Source organism: Bartonella sp. CB10SXKL (assembly GCF_042195515.1).
Taxonomy (GTDB): Bacteria; Pseudomonadota; Alphaproteobacteria; order Rhizobiales; family Rhizobiaceae; genus Bartonella.
Genome location: NZ_JBHION010000001.1, coordinates 146,034 through 172,459, shown reverse-complemented (window position 1 = coordinate 172,459; position 26,426 = coordinate 146,034). Strand labels below are relative to the sequence as shown.

General features: G+C 37.2%; 13 protein-coding genes. 4 read left to right on the top strand and 9 right to left on the bottom strand.

The features are described from left to right. Positions 1-22: 22 nt before the first annotated feature. From ahcY to accD, 4 genes are all read right to left on the bottom strand, one after another. Positions 23-1,420, bottom strand: a complete 1,398-nt coding sequence (gene ahcY, locus ACFIK3_RS00595) for an adenosylhomocysteinase (RefSeq protein WP_375630596.1) — start codon at positions 1,418-1,420, stop codon at positions 23-25. A 713-nt stretch (positions 1,421-2,133) separates the two neighbouring features. After that, a complete protein-coding gene (locus tag ACFIK3_RS00590; RefSeq protein ID WP_273790204.1) occupies positions 2,134-3,132 on the bottom strand; it encodes a complex I NDUFA9 subunit family protein in 999 nt (332 codons plus the stop codon). A 43-nt stretch (positions 3,133-3,175) separates the two neighbouring features. Then, entirely contained in the window at positions 3,176-4,495 is a 1,320-nt protein-coding gene (locus ACFIK3_RS00585; RefSeq protein ID WP_273790205.1) for a folylpolyglutamate synthase/dihydrofolate synthase family protein, read from the bottom strand. A 4-nt stretch (positions 4,496-4,499) separates the two neighbouring features. Further along, positions 4,500-5,420, bottom strand: coding sequence for an acetyl-CoA carboxylase, carboxyltransferase subunit beta (gene accD, locus ACFIK3_RS00580; RefSeq protein WP_375667756.1), 921 nt, complete (start codon positions 5,418-5,420; stop codon positions 4,500-4,502). Between the two features lie 973 nt (positions 5,421-6,393). On the opposite strand from accD, the gene ACFIK3_RS00575 reads away from it, so the two are divergent. Beyond that, positions 6,394-7,113 (top strand): sulfate transporter family protein, encoded by a 720-nt coding sequence (locus tag ACFIK3_RS00575; protein WP_375630592.1) that lies wholly within the window; start codon positions 6,394-6,396, stop codon positions 7,111-7,113. Between the two features lie 1,857 nt (positions 7,114-8,970). Here the strand turns inward: ACFIK3_RS00575 and coaBC are convergent. The 4 genes from coaBC to gyrB all read right to left on the bottom strand — a co-directional run bounded on the left by coaBC (position 8,971) and on the right by gyrB (position 15,383). Beyond that, a complete protein-coding gene (gene coaBC, locus ACFIK3_RS00570) occupies positions 8,971-10,392 on the bottom strand; it encodes a bifunctional phosphopantothenoylcysteine decarboxylase/phosphopantothenate--cysteine ligase CoaBC (RefSeq protein WP_375630590.1) in 1,422 nt (473 codons plus the stop codon). A gap of 68 nt (positions 10,393-10,460) precedes the next feature. Then, on the bottom strand, positions 10,461-12,047 hold the full coding sequence (ubiB, locus tag ACFIK3_RS00565; protein WP_273790209.1) for a 2-polyprenylphenol 6-hydroxylase: 1,587 nt from the start codon (positions 12,045-12,047) through the stop codon (positions 10,461-10,463). A gap of 2 nt (positions 12,048-12,049) precedes the next feature. Then, positions 12,050-12,832: a bifunctional demethylmenaquinone methyltransferase/2-methoxy-6-polyprenyl-1,4-benzoquinol methylase UbiE gene (gene ubiE / locus ACFIK3_RS00560; RefSeq protein ID WP_273790210.1), complete on the bottom strand. Its 783-nt coding sequence runs from the start codon at positions 12,830-12,832 to the stop codon at positions 12,050-12,052. 118 nt (positions 12,833-12,950) lie between these two features. Beyond that, positions 12,951-15,383, bottom strand: coding sequence for a DNA topoisomerase (ATP-hydrolyzing) subunit B (gene gyrB, locus ACFIK3_RS00555; protein WP_273790211.1), 2,433 nt, complete (start codon positions 15,381-15,383; stop codon positions 12,951-12,953). A gap of 1,304 nt (positions 15,384-16,687) precedes the next feature. On the opposite strand from gyrB, the gene ACFIK3_RS00550 reads away from it, so the two are divergent. After that, positions 16,688-17,593, top strand: coding sequence for a transporter substrate-binding domain-containing protein (locus tag ACFIK3_RS00550; protein ID WP_273790212.1), 906 nt, complete (start codon positions 16,688-16,690; stop codon positions 17,591-17,593). An 11-nt stretch (positions 17,594-17,604) separates the two neighbouring features. Here the strand turns inward: ACFIK3_RS00550 and ACFIK3_RS00545 are convergent, their stop codons facing one another. Continuing rightward, positions 17,605-19,137, bottom strand: coding sequence for a YifB family Mg chelatase-like AAA ATPase (locus ACFIK3_RS00545; RefSeq protein ID WP_375630585.1), 1,533 nt, complete (start codon positions 19,135-19,137; stop codon positions 17,605-17,607). A gap of 407 nt (positions 19,138-19,544) precedes the next feature. Here ACFIK3_RS00545 and ACFIK3_RS00540 point away from each other — a divergent pair, with 407 nt between their 5' ends. Together ACFIK3_RS00540 and ACFIK3_RS00535 are read left to right on the top strand one after the other, a co-directional pair. Continuing rightward, positions 19,545-21,509: an autotransporter assembly complex family protein gene (locus ACFIK3_RS00540; RefSeq protein WP_273790214.1), complete on the top strand. Its 1,965-nt coding sequence runs from the start codon at positions 19,545-19,547 to the stop codon at positions 21,507-21,509. After that, positions 21,509-26,167 (top strand): translocation/assembly module TamB domain-containing protein, encoded by a 4,659-nt coding sequence (locus tag ACFIK3_RS00535; protein WP_375663326.1) that lies wholly within the window; start codon positions 21,509-21,511, stop codon positions 26,165-26,167. Before ACFIK3_RS00540 ends, ACFIK3_RS00535 begins: the two co-directional genes overlap by 1 nt. The last annotated feature ends 259 nt before the right edge of the window (positions 26,168-26,426 follow it).

Below are 26,426 nucleotides of genomic sequence, written 5' to 3'. Positions count from 1 at the left end.
TTTTTTAACCCAAGGAAACGTATTAGTAACGGTAATGGTTTGGTTTATAAGGTCCTTGTGGTGAGACTCCAATATAGGCGGCTTGTTCTTCTGATAAAACACTTAATTTTATTCCTAACCGATCAAGATGTAGACGTGCAACTTTTTCATCAAGATGTTTAGGCAAAACAGTGACTTCATTTGTATAGTGTTCTGCACGGGTAAAAAGTTCAATTTGCGCTAAAACTTGATTAGTAAACGAGGCTGACATGACAAAAGAAGGATGCCCAGTCGCATTCCCGAGGTTTAACAAACGCCCTTCAGAGAGCAAAATGATGCGTTTTCCATCGGGAAAGGTGATCATATCAACTTGTGGTTTTATATTTGTCCATGGCAAATTTCTAAGGGCAGCGACTTGGATTTCGTTATCAAAATGACCAATATTTCCAAGAATACACATATCCTTTACTTGTCGCATATGGTCTAAACGAACAACATCTTTATTGCCTGTTGTCGTGATGATAATATCAGCACTGGAAGCAGCATCATCCAAATTAACAACTTCATAGCCATCCATAGCGGCTTGAAGAGCGCAAATAGGATCAATTTCTGTTACTTTAACACGAGCCCCAGCACCAGAAAGAGATGCTGCTGAACCTTTACCTACATCACCATAACCACAGACAATGGCAATTTTACCGGCGATCATCACGTCTGTTCCACGTCGAATACCATCGACCAATGATTCTTTACATCCATATTTATTATCAAACTTTGATTTAGTGACGCTATCATTAACATTAATAGCAGGAAAAGGTAGAAGTCCTTCTTTTTGTAACTGATAAAGACGGTTTACACCTGTTGTGGTTTCTTCGCTTACACCTTTAATTGCTGCACGCTGTCGTGTAAAAAAACCTGGCGTTGCATCCATACGCTTTTGTATTTGTTTGAAAAAAATTTCTTCTTCTTCTGTTTTGGGATGCGATAAAATATCTTTATTTTGTTCTGCACGACTTCCCATTAAAATATAGTTTGTGGCGTCAGCTCCATCATCTAAAATAAGATTGGAAGGATTACCATCTGGCCATTGGAAGATTGCATCTATATAAGTCCAATATTCTTCCAATGTTTCACCCTTAACGGCAAATACAGGAATGCCAGTTGCGGCGATAGCTGCTGCTGCATGGTCTTGCGTAGAAAAAATATTGCTAGAGCTCCACCGTATATCGGCGCCAATCGCTTTTAATGTTTCAATTAAAACAGCTGTTTGAATTGTCATGTGCAATGAGCCAGAAATACGCGCTCCGCGCAAAGGTTGGCTGGAAGAAAACTCCTTACGACAAGCCATCAAACCAGGCATTTCAGTTTCAGCAATATTAAGTTCTTTACGACCATAAGCGGCAAGTGCAATATCTTTGACAACAAAATCTTGAGCTGCCATTCTTCATTCCTTTAAAATAAGTTTTTCCAAGACGGTAGGAGAAATTAAAAAAAAATGCAAGACAAGAAGAGGACTTCTCTATGTGAAAAAGCTCTTTTAAAATCTCCATAAATTTGTGCAACAAATATGCATTTACGGATCTGAGTAGTGATGTTACTAACAGAATAAGAGATCTTCATGATAAGTCTTATTATATAAACAAAACTCTATCCTTTTCACGTAACTTTAAAGCTTTTAAAAATCTCTAGAGGGAATACCTTTTAAATAATAAAAATGGTGCATTGCTTCACAGTTTTTATATCGATTTTTTATGGGATAATATCGAAAGTAGTATACCCATATTCTACTCACTTATGCGGTTGTTGAAAAAGGAAGTATTACTTTAATCTCATTATTAAGCTTTTTAGCAAAATAATATAATGCAAAGCCATAGGCTATCATGTTTATGAATAGGCAATTCAGAATCGGTTCTTTAGGATTCCAATATTGCATCTGCTCTTGGATAAAGACAGTTTATAAGAAGTGCTTTTCTCCTGTTTTCAAAGATTTTTATCAAAAGACTATAGATATACGATTAAACATTTTTTGTGATACTGAATAGAGTCTTTAAAATGTAAAAACATCACTCTATTGAACACTCTGATTTTAAAACTGCTAACAACGAGCGATGAATTATAAATCAAATAATTAACTCAGTTTTAGAAGAATTTATTCTAAACGAATAGGTTTTGGGAAAATTGACCATGTGGACGAAATCGCCAAAGATAACTTGGCAAGAATGCTGCCATTGCTCTGGGGGTAATTCCCACACCTTCTAGAGTATATCCATTCTCTATAGCTTCTTTAGAAACAATGTTATCCATTTGCAAAAAACGTATCTGATTGGCTGTTACGAGTGTTGGTACAAAAGGCAATTTACCGACTGTTCCCAAAATTCCTCCAATCAATAGACCAGCAGAAAGGGGCATGGATAGGATTGTTTTTTTACGGTGAATAATTTTGAGTATATTTTCAAGAGTATTTTGGAAGGTGATAATCTGGGGACCACCAAGATCATAATTTTTTCCCCAAGCAACTTGTCCATCTAAAGCGCGCGCGATAAACTCAGCAACATCACCAACATACACGGGTTGCAATTTGCTTTGCCCACCTCCAAAAAGAGGCATAATTGGTAAAAAACGTGACAAATCTGCCAAGGTGTTAAAGAAACAGTCCTCTGGTCCAAAGATAACGGATGGACGGATAATAATTGCTTGAGGATGCTTGTTATGAATGATTTGTTCACCCATAAACTTAACACGTGCATAAAGACATGAAGCATTCTCGTTAGCCACAAGTGTTGACATATAGATTAGCGGAATACCAGTTTCTGCTGTTAATTCAGCAACATTGTAAACACCATCAATTTGTGTTTTTTTAAAATTCGATTGATTTGCTTGTTTTAAGCTACCAGGCAAAAACACTGCTGCATCAGCTCCAAGCAATGCGCGTGCAACAGAAGCACGATGCTTGATATCTGTTTTAAGCATTTGGGTTTGTCCTACTTCTCCTATTTGAAGCATGTAATAAGCTTTTTGTGGACAACGAACAGCGATACGAACGCGATACCCCCGCTTAGTCAAAGTTTCAACGACATGTCGTCCTACAAAACCAGATCCGCCAAAAACAGTAATAAGTTTAGGATGTTGATAAAGTGCACAATCAAGTTGCATGATGAAAAAGTCTATCTTTCAAAGTTTTAAAAATGGCTAATTTTTAGCACGGAGGTGTTTTATTGTCACGCAAAATATCGCCCGCAAGATAAAGGGAACCACCAATAAGGACAATTGCCTCTTTATATTCCACCTTAATCTTATGCAAAGCATCTTGTAGATGAGCTTGTGGAGTAGCAAGGATTCCTGCTTTTTGCGCTGATTCAGCTAAGTTTATTGGAGAGATACTTGCATTATTGTTAATCAGCGGTATCGTATATACTTTATCGACAAGGTTTGCTAAGGAACGAAAATAACCGACAGCATCTTTGGTATTGAGCATGCCAGCAATCATAATAATAGGACGATCTGTTTTTTTTCTCCATTGTGCAAGTTCTGCTCCAATAACTTTTCCAGCAGCAGGATTATGACCACCATCTAACCATAAATCGATATTAGGAGACAGTTGATCAACCAAATGTCCTTGGGTAAGATGTTGCATTCGTGCGGGCCAATAAATATTTTTCAAAGCATCATTTATGGCTTGTTCTGAAAGTTGAAAACCTGCTTGAAAGACTGCTTCAAGAGACGCGCCAGCATTAGCAACTTGGTGGTCTCCAATAAGGTTAGGAAGGGGAAGATCCATGAGACCTTGATTGTTTTGAAAAACCATACGTCCATGTTCTTTATAACTTTGATAATCTTGATCAAATAGAGAATAAGATGCTTTATTTTTATTAGCAAGGGGTATTAGAGTAGCAAGAGTTTCTTCATAATTTTGCTTTCCAATGACTACAGGAACGTTTGGTTTGATAATCCCTCCTTTTTGAAAAGCGATTTGAGCAATTGTCTTTCCAAGAAAGATCTCATGATCATAATCAATGGGCATAATAAGTGATACAGCTGGTTTGTTAACGACATTGGTAGCATCAAAATGTCCTCCCAATCCAACTTCTAAAATGACAACATCAGCTGGATGTATACTAAACAGCATAAAGGCAGCGGCTGTAAAAATTTCAAAAATAGTAATCGGCTCTTGACGATTTACTTTTATAATTTCATGGATTGTCTCAGCTAATTGGTTTTCTGTAACAAGTTGACCACCTCCTTTTTGACCTAACCGGCAGCGTTCATTCCAGTTGACGAGATGAGGTGAGCTATAGACATGAACGCGGTAGCCTGCACTTTCCAAAAGAGCACGGCAAATTGCTGAGGCAGATCCTTTGCCATTTGTTCCAGCGATGTGAATAACAGGTGCAAGTTTTAAATGTGGATTACCAAGACGCTCTAAAAGGTGAACAATACGCTCTAAAGAAAGATCAAATTTTTTCGGATAATTTTTTAGTAAATCATCCACCACCCTTTGTATTTGGCTTTGTTGCATAAATTTAAGCTGCTTTTGTTGTAGAAAGCGATGTTTGAGAGTCTGTTGGGGATGGATCGGAAGGGTTAAAAACAGCAGGGCGTTTCATTATCAAGCGTAAAAGACGTGCAATGGTTGTTTTCATGTCTAAACGCGATACAACCATATCAATCATACCATGTTCAAGCAGATACTCACTACTTTGAAAACCTTCTGGTAGGGTTTCGCGTATAGTTTGTTGAATTACACGTGGACCAGCAAAACCAATCATAGCGCCAGGTTCGGCAATGTGAATATCACCAAGCATGGCGTAAGAAGCAGTAACACCACCGGTGGTTGGATTGGTCAGCACAACAATATAGGGAAGTTTTGCTTCTTTCAACATTTCAATCGCTACTGTTGTACGAGGCATTTGCATCAACGAGAGTGTTCCTTCTTGCATGCGTGCACCACCAGAAGCAGCAAAAAGAACCAGCGGGCGCCTTTCAGCAATAGCAGTATCAAAAGCTTTGATAATAGCTTCTCCTGAAGCCATACCGAGTGATCCACCCATAAAGGCGAAATCTTGAACGATTGCAATAATTGGTAAGCCTTCAATCGTACCACGTGCACTTAAAATATTGTCATCAACACCAAGTTTAGAACGATAATCTTTTAACCGGTCAATATAGCGTTTTTCGTCACGAAATTTTAAAGGATCTGTTACAACTTTTGGATTTTCAAGAGTTGTATAAACACCATCATCAAAAAAATGCATGAGACGATTTTTAGCACTGATACGCATATGATGGCCAGAATTGGGAGCTACAAATTGATTAGCTTCCAGATCTTTATGGAAGACCATTTCACCACTGGTAGGATCTTTAATCCATAGATTTTCTGGAATTTCACGGCGCCCCAATATAGAGTTAATTTTAGGACGAACATAATTTGTAATCCAGTTCATCTTTATAACCTTCCTTTAAATATTGTGCATCTTTTGCATGATTTGAAAGAATATAGAACTTAAGCAGTCACATTTGCTTTATCGGTTGAACAAAGGAGTCTATTTAATACTTTTATCAGTGTACGTATAGCTTGTTTTTTAATTTTTAATTTTTCCCATATCATAACAATCATATGCATCATGAAGAGTATTTCCTATAATAAATTTCTCATAAGTTTTAAGAACTTACATTTTTTTATTTTTTACTTTGGTATTAAAATTCACTCCTTGTGTGGTTAACAAACGCCTTATTTTTTAATAAAAATGAATATCCAATTAATCATTCGTATCAACAGTTTTGAAGAAAAGAAACCTTATAGTATAAGGCGCTAACAAGGCTAAAATAATCCATTAAAGATAATGAATACGACAACGCTATATTAGCGAAACGCTAACATCAGAGCAAGGTTTTTTTCAAAAGGTTTCTTTAAAGCGCATGCTTTTTACAATTAAAATTGAATACGCTCAAAATACTCCTATTCCATTGAACTCAATATTGTTTTGAATAAAAACAAGAGGAAAAAGCATGCCGCCAAATAGTAGAAAAGTACAGAGTATTAGGAATTGTGCAAAACAATTAAGCACGTAGCTAAACGAAGTTAAACAACTCTACTGAATAAATAAAAGTAAACAACTTTCCTCCCAACTAGTTCTTATTCCTTAATTTTTTAGATATATCATACAAATGCAATAATCTACACTCTGTACAAAAATATTAAAAATTTCTTCTACAACAGCTGCTTTTTAAATTCTTCTTGGTTTTTAAAATTCAAAATTTCTATTCATTAAAACTTTATTTTAAACAAAGAAGCCCTAGCCGTTTTTTATAATGTTCTTGAAAAAATCTTGTAGTTCAAAGAAAGAAAAAATTATACAGTACATTCTTTAAATATATTTCTTGTTTTTTTTGCGTCTTTCCTTAGTTTATTAATCTATGATTTTTACTGCTGCTTATCGTGCTTTACAACGTCTTTTGACCTCGCAATATCGTATTATGATACTGAAAGCATTGGGGGTTACTTTTTTCACTCTCACCATTTTATGGTTATGTGTGCACCAACTTTTTGTGTCTTACTTTTGGCCCTGGATTGCTCAATTTCTTCCTGGACTCCCTAGTTGGGCAGGATGGATTGGTTTTAGCATGCTTATCATTTTTAATCTTGGTTTGGCTCTTTTGTTGGCTTTTTTGATTGCACCAATCGCAGCTATGATTGGTGGTTTTTTCATTGACTCTGCTGCTGAAATTATTGAAAAAGAGGATTACCCAAACGAGCCTATTGGACAAGCTTTGCCGTTTCGGCGTTCTCTTATCATTTCCTTTAAATTTGTTATTTTAAGCCTTCTTGGTAATGGAATTGCTTTTATTTTATTCTTCATACCAGGTATTAATTTAATTGCTTTTTATCTTATTAATGGTTATTTGCTCGGTCATGAATATTTCTTGTTTGCTGCTTATCGTTTTCGAACAGAGCAAGATGCACGTGCTTTTTTACATACTCATTACACAACGGTTTTTGGTGCAGGATTATTGATAGCGCTTTTTGTTTCAATTCCAATTCTTAATTTAGCAACACCGCTTTTTGCAGCCGCCTTTATGACATATTTACACAAAATGCTTTCCCAAAAGACCATGGCACGCATTACACAAAAATAGTGTTCCTTGGCTTTAAGGTTAATAAAAATTGCTAGCCAAAGAAAGCATAATATAAAATTTTATACTTTATCTTTTATTAAAGCAATATATTGATTTATAATGATAATTTATTGTTTCACAACATGAGTGAAAAACCTAAATATCATGAGGATTTCTCATTTTAGTCCTATTCATATTAGATCAATTGAAATCGTTTGTTAATATGTCATAAACGGAGGTGGTGTGCAGATAAGAGTACTTTCAAAAAGGCGTGAAATATCTTTTATGAATCCTCTTAATGCAAACATTATCGTCGCATTGAAAACTGAAAAAGAGTATGATGGTGCCGCTTTGTACCTTCTATTTCAGTAAAAATGGATAGCATAATGTATTTTATACCATTCATGGAGAGTGTATACTCTTCATAAGAGTGTTTTGGCAATTATTGAAAGATATCTGTGTAAAACAAGCACGTAGTTATATAGGAGTAACGTAGTAGCGCCGTAGATATTCTGATTTTGGACAACAGAATGATTAATATGATAAAAGTGGGAAAAATAAGCTTAGGCGATTGACCGTCCGATCCCATGGAAGAGCTCTTTCTTAAGAAGAAGCCAAGAATGAGAGACACCACTGATGATTAAAAATGATGAGATTTTAAAAGCTATAAGTGCAATGAAATAAGAATTCATTGAAGCACTTTTCGTACAAGTGGTGCACTGTATCAAATAATTTTTAGATAATAACACCATTAATTTATGAAGAGAATTGATCATTTTCAACTTGAATAAGAATCCAAAATATAGAAATATTCTTTAATTTCAAAGTCTCTATTCAACATCAAAAAATTATTTACTTGCACATTATAGACGAGACCAATGTATGGATACAAGGCTTTCGATAGAGGAATAAAAATGCTTTTCATGAATCATTACAATGTGAGGATATCATGGATAAAATTCTAATCTTTGTGGTCTTGGTATTCTGGAGAGAGGACACACACATTTAATCTTAAAGACCGATCACTGAGGAAAATAATAAAGGCGTCAGTTTAGACAGTGGTGCAATGAATTTTGTCTATACTCTTTATAAGCGTCAGTGTGAGATATGCTTTAAATTGCATTGAGATATTATAATATATTGATTTATATATTATTTTTCATAGTGAATAAGAGCTCCAAATAAAGTTGTCATATTTTCTCATTAGCTGCTCTCATCATGAAACAATCAAAATCATTTATTTGCATATCATAAATATGACCAATATGAGGATAAAAACATTGAAGAAAGAAAATGCTTTTTATAAATTTTATCCAGTGCAAGAGCTTTGTCAAAATTGATGGTAGCCAAAGTGAATGATAGCTTGTTTTTTTATAAGCTGGGGAGACAGTGGTGCAAGAGATCCTACTTTTATGAAGGCTAAGGTGATACGGGATTTTAAAAAAAATATTTCCCAATGCTCGTCACACCCATTTCGCAATCGCGCCCATGAATGGTATAAGGGCAAAGTTCTCGTGAATAATATAAAACTTATAGGGCATCACTATCTTTACGCTTAATAAAAAGAGCACGCTGGCGCCATCATCCTCAGTGTTGCCCGAGACGGCCCATTATAAGCGTTTTTAGTTCTTTCTTAAACGTTTTTTGTATTCATACAGCTATCCTTGTTTGCAATGTACAAGAAAATGATTTTTATTGCTTTAACATGAGAGAGATTGGAAATGAGAGAATCTTACGATATTTGGGTTCTAATTTAATATGAACAATGCGAGATTATCATTATAAATCAAAAATATTGTATAACAATCGAGATGAATAGACACCTATTGTCAGTTCTATTTTATAGGTTTTTTTAATATCAACGCGTTTGAAGAGTTATTATTTGCAAAGGGGTATATTTTCCTCATGAGGAGTAGGTGTTTTGGGGGCAAAAAATGATACAATCACGTTTGCTAATTTTTGCGCTACGTGTTGTTTACTCATATGGGGCCATTGTTCAACTTTTTTTCTACTTACGAGATAAACTTGATTTGTATCAGCACCCATGACACCTGTGCCATCTAGTTGAAGAGAAATATCATTAGCAAGAATGAAATCAGCTCCTTTTTCAACACATTTTTTTTGCGCATTGGCAATGATATCACATGTTTCTGCAGCAAAACCAATGACCAGTGAGGGGCGGTTTGGAGCGTGTCCAATCGTTGCTAAAATGTCAGGATTTTCGACCATATGAAGGGATGGTGGTATTTTATGAGCATTCTTTTTAATTTTGTGTAAAGACTGCGTTTGACTGCGCCAGTCACAAACAGCGGCAACAAAGATGGCACCATCAGCAGGCAATGCGGTTTGAACGGCTTGTAACATCTGTTGTGCTGTTTCAACATGAATGGTTTTTACTTCTTGTGGGTCTGCAAGATTAACAGGTCCACAAATAAGTGTTACTTTTGCACCCAAATGCGCAAGAGCGGTTGCGATGGCATGACCTTGTTTACCTGAAGACCGATTAGCAAGATAACGTACTGGATCAATTGGTTCATGGGTAGGGCCAGAGGTAACGATGAAATGGCGGTCAGAGAGAGGTTTTTCATGCCCATTCAAAAGAGCCTCTATGGTAGCAACAATAGTTAAAGGTTCGCTCATGCGCCCATATCCTATCTCGTCACGTTCAGCCATATTTCCGATTTCTGGTCCGATGATATGAACGCCATCTGCGCGCAGTTGTGCAACATTGCGAATAGTGGCAGGATGCGCCCACATGGACGGATTCATGGCGGGTGCAATTAAGAGTGGACAGCGTGCCGCTAAAAGAATGCAATCAGTCAGATCATCTCCTATGCCATTGGCTATTTTTGCAATGCGATTGGCTGTAGCAGGGGCTAAAATAATAAGGTCAGCGTTACGTGCTAATCGGATATGTCCAATATCATGTTCTTCTTCGCGTGAAAATAAATCAGTATATACAGTACCACCGCTTAAAGCTTCAGCGGCTAAAGGCGTAATAAATTTTTGCGCTGCTTTTGTCATTACAACTTTTAAGTGTGCTCCACGTTCTTGTAAACGGCGAATCAAATCAAGTGCTTTATAGGATGCAATACTTCCACCAATAATAAGAAGGAGAGATTTTGATTTCAATGATTTCACTTCAACAGCACTAGCATGAAGGGGTTGTGTGGTGAGAGGAGTGGGATTGCTTAAAAGGCGTCGGACTTCTTCTTCCATAGAAATACCATTTTGCGCGGCGCGTATACGCAAAGCTTCTTTGGTTTCAGGAGACAGGTTACGAATGGTAATACTGGCCATAAAATACCTCCAAGAAATAAAATGATTGCAATGATTTCATTGTTGATATTTTTAGCATATTAAGGAGATTAGAAAAGATGAAAAAAGTAAAAAGTAAGAAAAGTGCAACAAAGTGCAATGATGAAAAGGCTATAACGACCATAACGGTTTCGATGACTTTGTTCCACAGCAAGTTGTTTGAGGGTAGTAGGAGAAAGATTAAAACCTGTTTTTCTCATTTGATTAAAATCTTCTTCTATCCGTTGGAAATTTTGAACCAATTGTGGTGTTTTGCGTGCCAGCGAAAGGAGAGCTTGTGCTCCTTCACTAAAGTCTTTGGCAACGCCTACGGGTCCTAAATTTTTACTAATCCATTCTTTGACAACGGGTTCAGAAGCTTTCCACATATTAAAAGTGGGGTCTAATGTGCGGGCAACGCCTTCCACAACAACCATCGTTTTTTGCAACAATAAAAGTTCAGGTCGCGTTTGCATGTCAAATAATTCAGTGACTTCAAACAATAAAGTGAGCAATTTAGCCATGGAAATGCTTTGTGCTGATTGTCCGTGAATTGGTTCGCCAATAGCGCGGTTGGCTTGCGCAAAGCTTTCAATATTATGGTGTGAAGGAACATAACCTGCCTCAAAATGGGCGCGTGCAACCCGATGGTAATCGCGGGTAATAAAGCCATAAAGGATTTCAGCAAGGAAATGCTTTTCTTTTTTACCAAGCCTTCCTGTAATGCCTAGGTCAACAGCAACAATACATCCTTTTTCATCTACAAATAAATTACCAGGATGCATATCGGCGTGAAAAAAACCATCACGCAATGTATGGCGAAGAAAAGATTGAATAAGCGTAATAGCGAGCGCCTTCAAATCAAAACCTGCTTCTTTAAGTTTGGAAGTTTCGGATATTCTTATACCATCAATCCATTCCATTGTAAGGACATTACGTCCTGTCCGTTCCCAGTCAATACGTGGAACCCGAAAGCCTGTATCATGTTGAATATTTTCAGCCATTTCAGATATAGCTGCTGCTTCTAGGCGTAAATCCATTTCAAGCCGTGTTGTTTGTGCTAAAGTATCCACTACACAAACAGGACGAAGCCTTCGAGAGGCAGGGATATAGCGCTCTTGTAAATGAGCAATGAGATAGAATCCTCTAAGATCTTTAGAAAAACGTGCTCTGATATTGGGACGAATAACTTTTACAGCACATTTTGTCGTATGGCCAGTTTCATCACTGTATTCAGCTGGATGAACTTGAGCAATAGAAGCGGCGGCAATGGGGGGATAAAAATTTACGAATAAATCATCAATAGAGCGACCAAGAGAACTTTCAATTTGAGCAATAGCGGCGGTACAAGAAAATGTTTGGACGCGATCTTGTAGTTGTGACAAATCTTTCGCAATATCATGGCCGACAATATCAGGCCTTGTTGCAAGAAATTGACCAAGTTTTATGTAAGAGGGTCCAAGCTTATTAATGGCATACGAAATATTTTCAGATCGCTGTTTCTTTTTTGTTTTGCGTCTTGCTAATGCGCCCGCTATACGATGACATAGCGCTGGAAATCCTTGAAGATCATCATGAGGAAGAGCACTTAAAACACCTTCACGTGTTAAAACCCATCCTGCACGCATCAATTGAAAGTAAGGGGAAATTTGCACCATTTTTAAATTTTCCAACCTGAATGCAGCGCTGCAATCGCACCGGTGAGATTGCGGTACGATACCCGCGAAAACCCCGCATGCTTGATCATATGGGCAAAATCATCTTGCTTAGGAAATTTGCGGATAGATTCAACCAAATAACGATAAGCATCGCCATCATTTGCGATAAATTGACCCAGCGTAGGGATAGCATGGAAAGACCAAAGATCATAAATTTTATCGAGCCAAGGCATCTCGACATTTGAAAATTCTAAACATAAGAAACGTCCACCGGGCTTTAAAACACGAAAAGCTTCTCTAAGAGCTTGATCAATATGAGGAACATTGCGAATTCCAAAAGCAATCGTGTAAGCGTCAAAGCTTTGATCTTCAAAAGGTAGATTTTCTGCATTGGCTTCAACAAAATCAATCAGAGGGGCAAGACCATTTTTTTGTGCGCGTTTTTTGCCAACGCTGAGCATTGAGCCATTAATATCAAGTACTGTAGCATGGGCTTTTTGGCGTGAAGCATTAAGAATACGAAAAGCAATATCACCTGTACCGCCAGCGACATCAAGAACTTTCCAATGAGAAAGTGCTGGTGGGGAAAGCCAAGCAACCATGGAATTTTTCCACACACGGTGTAGCCCTAAGGATAAGATATCATTCATCTTGTCATAATTTTCAGCGACAGAATGAAACACACCATCCACCATGGATTGTTTTTGCGTTTCATCTACTCTTGTAAAACCAAAAGAGTGCTCCATGCCACCCTTGGTTCCTACACGTTCTGTTTCAATTGCCATGTATATGATCTTCCTTATTTTTCTTTTATCGTAAATGAAATAGAGAGGGAATGTTCAACTACGAAAAAACAACGTATAAAACTACGACATTTACACAGCCAAAAACAGAAGAGTACCTTTAGATATCAAGATTGGCAACGTTTAAGGCATTGTCTTGAATAAAAATACGTCTAGGTTCAACTTCATCACCCATGAGACGAGAAAAAAGTGAATCTGCATCGGTTGCATCATTAATTTTTACTTGTAAAAGAGAACGTGCATTGGGATCAAGCGTTGTTTCCCAAAGTTGTTCAGCATTCATTTCCCCAAGACCTTTATAACGTTGAAGAGTAACACCTTTTTTACCGTTTGTAAAAATGCTTTCTAAGAGGCTCATAGGACCAAAAATACGCTCTGTTTTATCTTTGCGACGTAAAAGAACAGGAGGATGATATATGTCGATAAAATTTTGGGAAATGCGATCAATTTGACGTGCATCAGTTGAATTTATAAGTCCCACATCAAGCGTAACAACATCTTTAACACCACGCAAAATACGCTCAAAACATAAACTTCCATCTGCTGTATATTGTCCACTCCAACCTTGTTCCATATCATCAGCAATCAGATTAAGGCGGTGTGCTATAGTATCTGCTATTTTTTGCGCTTTTTCTTGTGATGCAAAGACTTCAAGATTAAAAGCGCCAACAATTGCTGCTTGTTCAACAATATTACGATCATAACGGGTATGAAGACCATTTAAAAGTTGACGTAATATACGAGCATCTTTAGCGAGTTGATACAAATCAGCCCCTGCACGAACTTCTCCCGTTGAAAGCTCAAGCGTTGTTTCTTCTAATCCAGTATCGATCAAGAATTCTTCAAACGCTGCTTCATTTTTAATATACTGGGAAGATTTTCCACGCGATACTTTATAAAGAGGAGGCTGAGCAATATAAAGATGACCACGTTCAATCAATTCAGGCATTTGTCTAAAAAAGAAAGTAAGCAGCAAAGTTCGAATATGGGCTCCATCAACGTCCGCATCCGTCATGATAATAATCTTATGATAACGTAATTTATCCGGTGAAAATTCATCTTTACCGATAGACGTTCCAAGAGCTGTAATAAGTGTTCCAATCATATCAGATGAGAGCATGCGGTCGAAACGTGCTCGTTCAACATTGAGGATTTTACCACGAAGGGGTAAAATTGCTTGATTTTGACGTGAGCGCCCACTTTTTGCTGAACCGCCAGCCGAATCCCCCTCGACAATAAAGATTTCTGATTTTGCAGGATCACGTTCTTGGCAATCGGCAAGCTTTCCTGGCAGAGAAGTGATATCAAGTGCCCCTTTTCGTCTTGTGAGTTCACGTGCTTTGCGCGCTGCTTCACGTGCTGTTGCAGCTTCTACCACTTTACTAATGAGAAGTTTTGCTTCATGAGGATGTTCTTCCAGCCATACTGAAAGACCTTCATTGACCAAATTTTCAACAATAGGGCGCACTTCAGAAGAGACTAACTTATCCTTTGTTTGTGAAGAAAACTTTGGATCAGGAACTTTGACAGAAAGAATAGCTGTTAATCCTTCACGGCAGTCATCACCGGTTAAGTTCACTTTTTCTTTTTTAGCAATACCTGAAGATTCAGCATAGCCATTAATTTGGCGCGTAAGGGCACTTCTAAAACCTATCAAATGAGTTCCACCGTCACGCTGAGGAATATTATTGGTAAAACACAAGACCTTCTCATGATAGGAATCATTCCACCATAGGGCAACATCAACACTCATACCATCCTTTTCACTTGCAATATAAATAGGATTATCAAGCAGGGCTTTTTTTGATTGGTCAATATATTTGACAAACTCCGTTAATCCACCTTCATAATGCAATTCAACTGATTTAATATCAGCATGACGCTCGTCAACAAGAAGAATATAAACCCCAGAATTTAGAAAGGCTAATTCCCGTAAGCGGCGCTCCAAAGTTTCAAAATCAAACTCAACCATAGTAAAAGTTTCAGAACTTGGTAAAAATCTGATTTCTGTTCCACTTTCTCTATCGCAATCGCCAATAACTTTTAATGGAGCATCAGCTACCCCGTGGGTAAATGATATTTCATGAATTTTACCATTGCGTTTGATTTGCAATTTAAGCCAAACGGATAATGCATTCACAACAGAGACACCAACACCGTGTAATCCGCCTGAAACTTTATAAGAGTTTTGATCAAACTTTCCGCCGGCATGAAGCTGTGTCATAATAACTTCAGCTGCAGAAATACCTTCTGTTGGATGGATATCTGTCGGAATTCCACGTCCATTATCACGAACAGAACAAGAACCATCAGCATGGAGCGTGACGTTTACAAGAGTAGCATGACCGGCTAGAGTTTCATCAATAGCATTGTCTACAACTTCATAGACCATATGGTGTAAACCCGATCCATCATCAGTATCACCGATATACATACCAGGACGTTTGCGTACAGCATCAAGACCTTTGAGAACTTTGATAGAAGCGGCATCATAGTTATTGCTTTGTACTGGTGAGGTTATTTCATCACTCATAAGTTAGTCCATTCCTGTGTTCAATTTACAATATTTTATCCGCTTTTTTCAAAGCTCAATGTTCTGATCAGTTATTTATGGAATAACCACATTAAATATTTACCGTATATCAGATCTAGATTCAATATCTGTCGATATATAATGGAGAGAATGATGAAATGATAGTGTACTGTTATGCTGTAAAACACGAGGGCGGTGATATAAGGCGAATAAACACTTTTGACTTATACAAAAAGTTGTTTCATAAAACGATGCTATTTACTTTGTTTATTTTTGCATATGCGTAATGTTTTAAAATTAGTTATGCATTTTTGTGTTACTCTAACAGAGGTCTTACTTGTTTTATCCATAAATCAATTTTCAATCCTAATTCTACCATATATTTAAAACAAAGGTTACGAGCTCTCTAAGCAGTTCAAACTTTTGTATGTTAGATTGAGGCGAAAATATTGTGTATATTGGTTGGTGTCATCTTTAAAATGTGAAAAAAGCCTCATTTGAGGAAAATATAAACGCGTAAATATAAAAACACGTTTCCACGATCATCTTTTATATTCAACTTTACAATTTTAAAAAACGTCTACGGTGATGTTTTTGAATAATGAGGGTGATGACGCATTGTCTTACGCTTTATGCTTTTCTCATTTCTGTAATGGAGGTTACGTCCCTCATTTAAAACAAAGCACCATTGCGCTGATATTCTCGCGCTTTTTTAAGGAACATCTCTCAATGTTTCCAAACTCATTTTACAACGATGTTTGAATAATATAGCGCAAAATACCCTGTGAATACTACAAGATTCATGTCTCCCACCTTTCCCATCTTGACAATAAAGCACAAACCAGAATCATCATTTTATTTTTCAACTCTTAAATGTTGATGCAACCTTAATGTTGAGAAAAACCTCGGCATTTGAGGGGTATTTTTACTCTTTTCTTCAATAGTATCTATATACTTCCCTAGTTGTGATACGCAAGGAAATGGTCTTAATATTTTAAGATACGCGAGATATTTTGATAAAATAAAGTGTGCCACTAAAGTATATACAGCTTATTTCTTATATTTAAAAAATTAAATCACCTTTCTCTAAAATTACCTTTTATATATTTATTTTGGAAAATTAACATCAGAAATCTAAGCATTTTCAATGGTTTCAAAAAAAATATATGAAAACTGTTAAATTTTTTAACAGTTTTAAAAAATAGCAAGAATTTTATTTATTAAACGCCAGATATTTTGGTGAAGTGCGTTAGATAATAGTTAAGAAGAGTTGCATCTTAGTTTTGAAAAATGGGGGAGAGATTTTGAAAATAAAAAAATCTATATATGTAAAACATCTTCAATTGCGTTTACGGTATCTTTTATTCAATAATCCATACAATATTTTTATTCGTATTTTATTTGTAGCAGGGGGGGTTCTATTTTCCTCTTACGCAGAAGCTGAAAGGCTGCCTTCTTTTTTTGATTCGCATGAACACTTGGTACAACCTGATACAACGGATATCTTTCGTTTGCGTTTTGTAACAACTTTTGATTTTCCTCCTTTTAATTTTATTGATCAAACGGGGCATCTTGCAGGTTATAATATCGATTTATTGCGCGCTATTTGTTCAAAATTAAAATTAGAGAAGCTTTGTGAAGTAGAAGTGATTCCTTGGAAAGAGCTTGTAGAACATGTTGAAAATGGTGATGCGGAAGTCATTATTGCGGGTTTAAAAGAAACAAGTAAAACCCAGCAAGATCTTGTTTTTACAAAGTCATATTTACGTTTTCCAGCGCGATTTGTTGCTTCTCGACGTTTAAATCTCGATGAGCCAATAAGCGATCAATTGATACATTTAACCAGTGGTGTTTTGTCTAAAAGTGTTCACGAAAAACTCTTTCAACATTATTTTCCTAAAGCCAAATGGCAAGGATTTAAAAAGAGAGAAGAGCTCTATAAAGCGTTACAAGAGCGTAAAATTGACCTTATTTTTGATGATGGATTTGCTTTATCATTATGGTTCAAAAAACAAAAATCTGTTGATTGCTGCCATTTTGTTGGGGGGGCATATATGGCGCCACAGTTATTGGGGCAAGGAATGCAGCTTGCTGTTGCAAAAAAGAATGAAAAATTGGTTGATATACTCAATTATGCGCTGAAATCACTAGAAGAAGATGGTAAACTTACAGAACTTTATTTGCGTTATTTTCCAATAAGTTTTTATTGATGAATAGTTTTTTAATTAAGGGCTGTTAATCTTTCTGCGCCTAGTCGATAGGAAATAGCTTCTGCGAGATGATAGCGTGAAAGAGTATCTGATCCGTCAAGATCAGCAATTGTGCGTGCAACTTTGAGAATGCGATGATAAGCGCGTGCAGAGAGGTGCATTTTTTCACTCACATCTCGTAAGAGTATGGTCGCACTTTTATCAGGAATGGCAATCTGTTCTATAATTTTGGCAGGGCAATCGCCATTGGTACGAATATGATCAAACCCCATTGTTGAAAAACGTTTAGCTTGAATGGTACGGCATCGTGCGACGCGTTTGGCAACGTCGCAGCTTTTTTCTGATTGTTCTGGTTGCATAAGGTCCATAGCTGTCAAAGCAGGGACATCAATCCGTAAATCAATTCGGTCAAGCAGAGGACCAGAAATACGGGACTGATAATCGATTTGACAGCGTATTCCTTTAGGGCAAACATGGTCTTTTTCGCCTGCCATACCACATCGGCAAGGATTCATTGCGGCAATGAGTTGGAAGCGAGCAGGATAGCTAATATGGTGATTAGCGCGGGCGATAACTGACTCCCCACTTTCTAAAGGTTGACGAAGAGAATCAAGAACCTGCGGAGAAAATTCAGGCAATTCATCAAGGAATAACACACCATTATGGGCAAGGGAGACCTCTCCCGGTCGTCCTTTAAGCCCCCCACCAATCATTGCGGCCATGGAAGCAGAATGATGTGGGGAACGAAAGGGGCAATGAAGTGAAATGGTATTATGAACCGTTTCTCCTGTAATAGAAGCAATCAGAGAGACATCTAAAAGCTCACGGCTATCAAGAGGTGGCAAAATGGAAGGTAAGCGTTGCGCTAACATAGATTTCCCAGCACCAGGGGGGCCTACAAACAAAAGGTTATGGCGTCCAGCAGCACAAACTTCTAAGGCACGTTTGGCTGTTTTTTGTCCTTTGATTTCGCAAAGATCTGGAAGTTCAGTTTCGATAGTATATTGGCGCGGTTGTGGACGTTTTTGAATTTGGGTTCCTTTGAAATGGTTGACTATAGTGAGCAGAGTCTCTGGAGCAAGAATATTTATTTCTGCATTTGCCCATGCTGCTTCAGGTCCACATTGGAAGGGACAAATCAGCCCTTTATCGAGTGATAAAGCTGTCATGGCGGCTGGTAAAACACCATTAACAGCGGTAAGCGAACCATCCAGTGATAATTCTCCTAAAATGATATAGTCTTGTGCTACTTCAGGAGGGAGGATTCCCATAGCAAGCATTAAGCCTACGGCGATTGGCAAATCATAATGCGATCCCTCTTTAGGCAAATCAGCTGGTGCAAGATTAATCGTAATTCGTTTAGTAGGCATAGAAAGTCCACAAGCGTGGAGGGCTGCTTGTACACGTTCACGGCTTTCTGCAACTGCCTTATCAGCTAATCCAACAATAGCCATTCCTATTTTACCAGACGAAATCATAACCTGTACATCGACAGGGACTGCTTCTAGACCGCGAAAAGCAACAGTTGTAATACGTGCGATCATTTATTTATTTTCCCCCTTTAGACTTGGTAGAGACAATCATATCTATTTATAAAAATCAAGAAGCATCTCTATGGTTTTTTTTATAGAGAGATCTATATACATGGGCAGTTTTTAGCGTTCTCATGGAAAGTCATTTGTACAAATTTAACCATGATAATATGGGACGCAATAAAACATTTATAATAAGCTAAATAAATATGTTAAGAAAAAAAGAATGAGGCTGTTCGTGTTATACAACAGTGCAGAATTTTATGAAAATATAAGGGGAGGGTGACGTTATGTATCGCAGAGTGTTATTTGATGTGATAAAACGCGTAAAATGTGCAAAGTAATTATATTTACCTTTCTTATTTTTATATTATTTAAAGCGTAGTAGAGGCAAAGTGTATTATAAGGTATCTGATTTTATGGTATACCAGACAAGAATTTTGTTAAAATCAGGGACTGTGCGCTGTGTCTTTATAGGCTTGTGTTTTTCTTTTTCTTTTCCACAGCCTCTTGCTGCATTTGATTTTTTCGGCATTCCTCTTTTTGGTAAAAAGAAAACAAATTCTCCTTCACATTATGCAAAAAGTACAGAGAGATTTTATAAAGTTGATGTTGTTGCACCGCCAGGTGCGCCATTAGAAGGTATAAAAATAGTTAAATCTGTTTCTTCTCTTGTTGCTGATAAAGAGAAAGCATCCGCCAGTTCTTCTGGTTTGCTAGCCAAGGCGCGTTCAGATTATCGAGCAATTCTTTCTGCTCTTTATGCTGATGGACGCTATGGTGGTGTTATTAGTATTAAAATTAATGGCTTAGAAGTCGCTGATTTAAGTCCGGTAACTCAACTTCCAGCACAATCGAATATCGTTATTACAATTAATGCTGGTCCACAATATGTTTTTAGTATTGCCAATATTGATAAAGTAGCTCCGTTTGAAAAACGTAAAGCGCATAAAATGCCCACAATTGAAGAATTGGGCTATAAAGTTGGGGCTATTGCTAAATCTGAAACCATTTTGAAAGCAGAAAAATGGGCGATAGAAGGATGGCGGCAACAAGGTTATGCTAAAGCTAAAATTATGAAGAGTGAAGTCGTGGCTGATCATGCTACATTGCGTGTTGAAGGACGGATTGTTGTTGGTCCTGGACAAAAGGCTCATTATGGTCCTTTAAGTGTGCGTAATATAAGTAAGAAACCACGTGTAGATTCAGCTTATATCGCGTGGATGACTGGATTGAAACCAGGGCAGATATACGATTCCGATGCGTTAGCTAAGGCAAATGAACGTCTTGCGCGCCTTGGTGTTTTTCGTGCTATCAATATACGTGAGGCTGATACTATTAATCTAGATGGTAGTTTACCGCTTATGCTTGTTGTACAAGAACGTAAACCGCGTCGTTTTGGTGTAGGCGGTAGCTATTCAACATTAGATGGTGCTGGTTTTGAGACTTATTGGATGCATAACAATCTTTTGGGTCATGCAGAGACTCTTAAAATTGAAACAAAAATAAGTGGTGTTGGTAGCAATAAAAAGCAATCATATAATTTTAAAAATTTTGATTATCTTTTCGGTGGCACGTTTATAAAGCCTGGTGTACTCACGCCAGATACAGATCTCAGGTCAGAATTAAAAATACAACAAGATGTTTTAGAAAATTATACGACAAAAGCCATCAAAGGAAAATTAGGTATTACGCATATTTTCAATGGTAATCTATCGGGACAGGCTGCTGTAGAAGTTTCAAATGGTTATTCACGTGATATCTATTTTGGGAGCCGTAATTTTACAACAATCGGTTTCCCTAGCGGCTTGATTTACGATAGTCGTAATAATAAGTTTAATGCAACAAAAGGTTTATATGGTGAAGTTTTCATTGAGCCTTTTTATGAGATGCGTTTTAGCAACTTTGTTGCAAAAGTAACAGCAGAAGGTCGTTCTTATTGGGCGTTGGATGAAGGGGATCGTTTTGTTGTTGCTGCGCGGGCAAAGCTTGGTACAATTCTTGGGAATGATACAGCACAAGTACCCGCAAATACGCTTTTTTTTGCTGGTGGTGGGGGCTCTGTTCGTGGTTATGCTTACCGTAATATTGGTATCAAAATAGAAAATGATGCGGTTGTTGGTGGACGGGCGCTTATTGAGGGATCGGCAGAATTGCGTGTTTCTTTAAATGATAAAATAGGGGTTGTCGGTTTTCTTGATGGAGGTTTAGTAGGGGAAAAGGCGAATTTTGATTTTTCTCAAAAAATTAAATGGGGAGCCGGTATAGGAGGACGTTATATGACGGGTCTTGGTCCTTTACGCGTTGATTTAGCCTTTCCTTTAAAGAGAGAGAAGGGTGACCCTCGCATTGGTTTTTATGTGGGTATAGGGCAAGCATTTTAATGAAAAAAGGTGTACGTTTATCAGCTTTCTTCTTTGTATTTTTGTTTTTTGGGGTGGGTGGTTTTGTTTTTGCGCAAAGAGGAGACATTCTTCCCTCTAGCGAAATGAAAACAGATGATCGCTCATGGTTTGTTTCTTTAATTGAACGAAAGCTTTCAGCGCCTAATCGTCAAGTTCGTTTACACAATATGCAAGGGACACTGTCTTCTCAAACATCAATTGATACTATTACTGTCAGTGATAAAAAAGGGGTTTGGCTTAAAATTACCAATGCTAAAATGGATTGGAATCGTCTAGCATTGCTGAGAGGGCGGATGGATATTAACCAGCTTTCGGCAGAACAGGTTACATTCTTACGCAAACCGCAAGGCAATTCTTCTTTTGTTTCTTCCCTTGAGACGGGTAAGTTCTCTTTACCAAAATTACCGCTTGCTCTTTCTATCAATACGCTTACAGCTCAACATGTGACATTTGAACAGAATCTTTTTGGTTTTTCTGCTGATATGTCCTTAAAAGGCAATTTCACCTTGGCTAGTGGTAATTTTGATGTTGATATAGCGGCGCATCGTTTAGATGCACCGGGTTCTTTTTCTGTTCTCACCAAGATATCTGATAGTAATCGTACAGCTCAAATTGATATTTCTGCTAACGAACCACAAAATGGTATTTTGGCAAATATTTTTAACATTGAACAATGTCCAGCATTAAATCTCGTCCTGAAAGGTGATGGTACTTTTGATGATTTGGTTATCAAACTTTCTTTAGAGTCTGATCATCATTCTATTGTAGATGGTAATGTTATTCTTGCAAGTGTTCCAGAAGGACAGAGTTTTTCTACGAAACTAGAGGGAACACTGAGCCCTTTAATACCTTCTCAATATCGTAGTCTCTTCGAATCTAATATAACATTAAAAGCAAAGGCAAGAAGAACAAAAGAAGGTGTGACACACCTTGATCAGATGGTTATTCAGAACAAAGCAATGAACGTTATAGCCAATGCTGAAATAACCGCCGATGGATTTTTGCGACGGCTTTTTGTTGATGGAAAAATGGCTCTTGATAACGAAAAGGATTCTGTTCATTTACCTATATCAGACGTGCCAAAATCTGCGAATACTCTTGCTTTGAACATTGACTATGGTCGCGAAGGTCAACAATCTTGGAGTGGGCGGTTGGTTGTAAATCATTTAAGCAATAAAAATATTTATATTCGCGATGCAATTTTTGATATGGGAGGAGTAAGCGAAAATCTTGATAATGCAGCTTCTCGTCATGTTGGTGTTCAGGTTAAAGGGACGCTTCAAGGGGTTAAAAAGATTAAGGGAGCGTTAGTAGAAAATTTAAGCCAAGCGGTTCATGTGCATTTAGATACGGATATTGTTTCGAACAAACCAATTTTGATTCATGATCTGAGTGTTACGGCTCAGGGTTTTTCTTCTTGGTTAAAAGGGACAATGGAGAATTTTATTTTTAAAGGCGATCTCGGTTTAAAAGCTCAAACATTAACTCCTTTGGAAGTGTTCAGTAAACAATCACTTTCTGGTAGTGCAGATATTAAAGCCAAAGGAACGATCAGTTTATTGAGTGGCATTTTTGATCTCCAATTATCAGGAATGGCTGACGATATGAAAATAGGCATGCAGTCTTTTGATCGTTTATTCAAAGGAAACATCACTCTTTCAGGTGGTGTTACTCGAAATACGAGGGGTGTCATTTTTCGTCATTTTAATTTGAAAAATCAATATACAAACATAGAGGCTAATGGTTATTTTTCAGATGAAAGCGCTAAAATGGATCTATCTGCTCAAATATCTGATTTGTCCAAATTAGATCCAAAGATAAGCGGTGCGCTTACAATTCAAAGTACGGCGAGAGGGCGCAATAGCCATATAAAACTAAATACACGTGCCCATATTGCTGAAGCATTAATTGTAGGGAAGAAACTTCAAAACACAACACTTAACATAGATGCATTTGTAGATAATACAGCACCAATTACTTCTTTAACGGGGGTGGTAAAAGGTGAAGGGATTTTTGCTAAGAAACCTTTGCATGTATCGGCCTCTTTTGAAGATTCTCATAAAATTCGAAAACTTAAAAATATCGATATTAGAGGGGGAAGTGCAAAAATAACGGGTGATCTTTCTCAACAACTTGGCGGTTTTTTGAAAGGAGCGCTGCATATTGATGCCGATGATATTTCCGTACTTTCAGCGTTATTTTTGCAGGATGGTAGTGGAAAAGTAAAAGGAGATTTTATTTTTGATGAACAAAATGGCAGACAAAAAACCAATGTGAAGGCGCATGTTAACCATTTGAATTTTTCCAAGAATAAAATAAAAAAATTGGCAATAGATGCTGACATATTCGATCCTTTTGGCATGACTCAGTTTGAAGGAGTTATCAATGCAGAACATATTCAAACACCTTTGGTAATGGTCAATCGTTTAAATGCTCACGCTGATAGGAATAATGGACAAACGGTTTTTACTGTCCAAGCGATGTTGCATGATACTCTCAATGCACGGCTTTCTGGTCGTTTAATGGTTGAGGAACTTCCAGAAAGTATAAAACGAGAAGTGCAAATTGAAACTGTGGACTTAAAACAACATACTTTTCATGCAACATTGCCGAAGCCATCCATAATTGCTTTTGATAAAGATGGAATGACAATCAATGAATTAGGAATTGCAATAAATGGAGGCAACATCATCTTAGCAGGGAATATTCAAGATACCATGAATTTGCAACTTACAATGAATGCGCTTCCTGCTGCTTTAGTCAATCTGTGGAAATCTGATCTTGGAGCAGCAGGGAGTGTAACAGGGCAGGTTATGATTCGTGGTCATTTAAAAAAACCTAATATAACTTACGATATAAAAGGTGAGGGACTGACAACCGTTGCTTTTCAAGATAAAAAAATTATGCCTTTTTCTCTTTCTGCTACGGGGAACACTGTAGATCAAAATCTTACTTTGAATGCAAATTTAACAGGAGAAGGAGTACAAGCACAAGCTCAGGGGCATGTATCTCTAGAGAAAAATGCGCTTGATCTTCATATTAATTTGCAAAATTTATCTGCACGTTTGGCGAATGGTTTTATTGCAGGACAAGCGCTTGATGGGACAGTGATAGGTAAAGTTGATATTGGTGGAACAATGAAGGATCCATCTGCTCATTTTGAGCTTTCTAGTCAAAATTTAACCGCTATGACGCATAAAGGACCGATGTCAATCAATATAAATGCTCGTGGTTCTTATAAAAAATCGACATTTCATATTGAAAATATGATAGCTACTGGAGATAAAGGATTAGATCTTTCCATCCATGGGCCTGTGTCTCTTAATGGTTCAGAGGCAAAATTAAACGTTAAAGGGATAATGCCTCTTGATTTTGTTAATCTCTTATTAGCCAAGCGTGGTGCACATATAACGGGTACAGCAAGAATTGATACAGCTCTTAATGGGGCGTTATCAAAGCCACAATTGTTAGGAAATATTTCTATAGGCGACGGTAGCTTTTTTGATTCACAAACAAATGTAGGATTGAATAATATAAAGCTTGAAGGCAAATTGAAAGGTGATCATATCCTTATAGAGAAAGCTTCAGCTTCTTCGTTTGAGGGGGGGGGAATTTCTGCTTCAGGTCGTATCTCTAATAGTCTAGAGACAGATTTGATATTTCATCTTGATAATGCCAATTATAATGATGGTTCTATGATTCTGGCAACATTATCAGGTGAGATGACAATGACAGGTCATTTTTTAAATAATCTTGTTCTTGGTGGTGATATCATCGTTGAAAAAGCTGAAGTTTTTGTTCCTGATCATTTTAAAAGTGCCAAGTTTCTTGATGTTAGAAATAAGAATTTAACTAAATCGATTCAAACAACACTTGAACGTGCTGATGTTAAGAACACGAACAAAAGCAAAAGCCGTATAGTTACACAAGAATCGTCATCTGTCGTGCTATCAAATATGCGTATTACAGCACGCAATCAATTTTTTGTACGCGGAAAAGGCTTAGATGCTGAACTGGGAGGACGCATTAATCTAGCAGGTCCATTGAATGATGTGCATCCAGTTGGTGAATTTAGAATGATTCGTGGACGTTTTGATATCCTGTCGCAACGTCTTAATTTTGATCAAGGACAAGCGAGTTTTAGTGGTAATCTTAATCCTACGGTTTATTTTGTAACCAACAATAACAGTGGTGATATTCGCGTCACTGTAACTGTAAGTGGGACGGTTGATAATCTTGATATTAATTTTTCTTCACAACCAAATTTGCCTCAGGATGAGATTTTGGCTCGTTTGATTTTTAATCGCTCTCTTAATGAATTATCACCATTTCAGATTGCTCAACTTGCAGCAGCAGCGGCTGATCTTGCAGGTGCTTCTAATACATCTTTGTTGAATACTTTACGAACTAAAATTGGACTTGATGATCTTGATGTTATCGTTAATGAGAAGGGTAATACAGGCTTACGTATTGGACGCTACATACACAATAATATTTATTTGGGCTTTGAAGCAGGGTCTGATGGAACGACGAAAGGGACAATTAATTTAGATATTTCGCGTCATCTCAAAGCTAAAGGTGCTATAGGAAATGAACAAAATTCTAGTATAGGTCTCTTTTATGAAAGAGATTATTAAAGATTGAATTTTAAAAAAACAATTTCTTCGTTTTTTGTCTTTCATTTCTAAATCTGAGGAAGGAGGCATAGACTAGAAATCCTATAAAAGAAGAAGCTTTTTGTTGAGGCGTGAAGAGATATATCTGAAATATTCGATTTTTTGTTATGCTATTCTCTAAAGGGACAAAATCTTCACGAAAGATAGTATGTTATTTTGCTGCTATATATTTATTTTAGAGAAATACCTTACCTTGTTTTCAAGCCCATATCGTGCTGTT

What these genes read in the sequence shown, in the direction of transcription:
- ahcY (WP_375630596.1), bottom strand. Translation starts at nt 1,420, where the DNA reads ATGGCAGCTCAAGATTTTGTTGTCAAAGATATTGCACTTGCCGCTTAT.
- ACFIK3_RS00590 (WP_273790204.1), bottom strand. Translation starts at nt 3,132, where the DNA reads ATGCAACTTGATTGTGCACTTTATCAACATCCTAAACTTATTACTGTT.
- ACFIK3_RS00585 (WP_273790205.1), bottom strand. Translation starts at nt 4,495, where the DNA reads ATGCAACAAAGCCAAATACAAAGGGTGGTGGATGATTTACTAAAAAAT.
- accD (WP_375667756.1), bottom strand. Translation starts at nt 5,420, where the DNA reads ATGAACTGGATTACAAATTATGTTCGTCCTAAAATTAACTCTATATTG.
- ACFIK3_RS00575 (WP_375630592.1), top strand. Translation starts at nt 6,394, where the DNA reads ATGATTTTTACTGCTGCTTATCGTGCTTTACAACGTCTTTTGACCTCG.
- coaBC (WP_375630590.1), bottom strand. Translation starts at nt 10,392, where the DNA reads ATGGCCAGTATTACCATTCGTAACCTGTCTCCTGAAACCAAAGAAGCT.
- ubiB (WP_273790209.1), bottom strand. Translation starts at nt 12,047, where the DNA reads ATGGTGCAAATTTCCCCTTACTTTCAATTGATGCGTGCAGGATGGGTT.
- ubiE (WP_273790210.1), bottom strand. Translation starts at nt 12,832, where the DNA reads ATGGCAATTGAAACAGAACGTGTAGGAACCAAGGGTGGCATGGAGCAC.
- gyrB (WP_273790211.1), bottom strand. Translation starts at nt 15,383, where the DNA reads ATGAGTGATGAAATAACCTCACCAGTACAAAGCAATAACTATGATGCC.
- ACFIK3_RS00545 (WP_375630585.1), bottom strand. Translation starts at nt 19,137, where the DNA reads ATGATCGCACGTATTACAACTGTTGCTTTTCGCGGTCTAGAAGCAGTC.
- ACFIK3_RS00540 (WP_273790214.1), top strand. Translation starts at nt 19,545, where the DNA reads ATGGTATACCAGACAAGAATTTTGTTAAAATCAGGGACTGTGCGCTGT.
- ACFIK3_RS00535 (WP_375663326.1), top strand. Translation starts at nt 21,509, where the DNA reads ATGAAAAAAGGTGTACGTTTATCAGCTTTCTTCTTTGTATTTTTGTTT.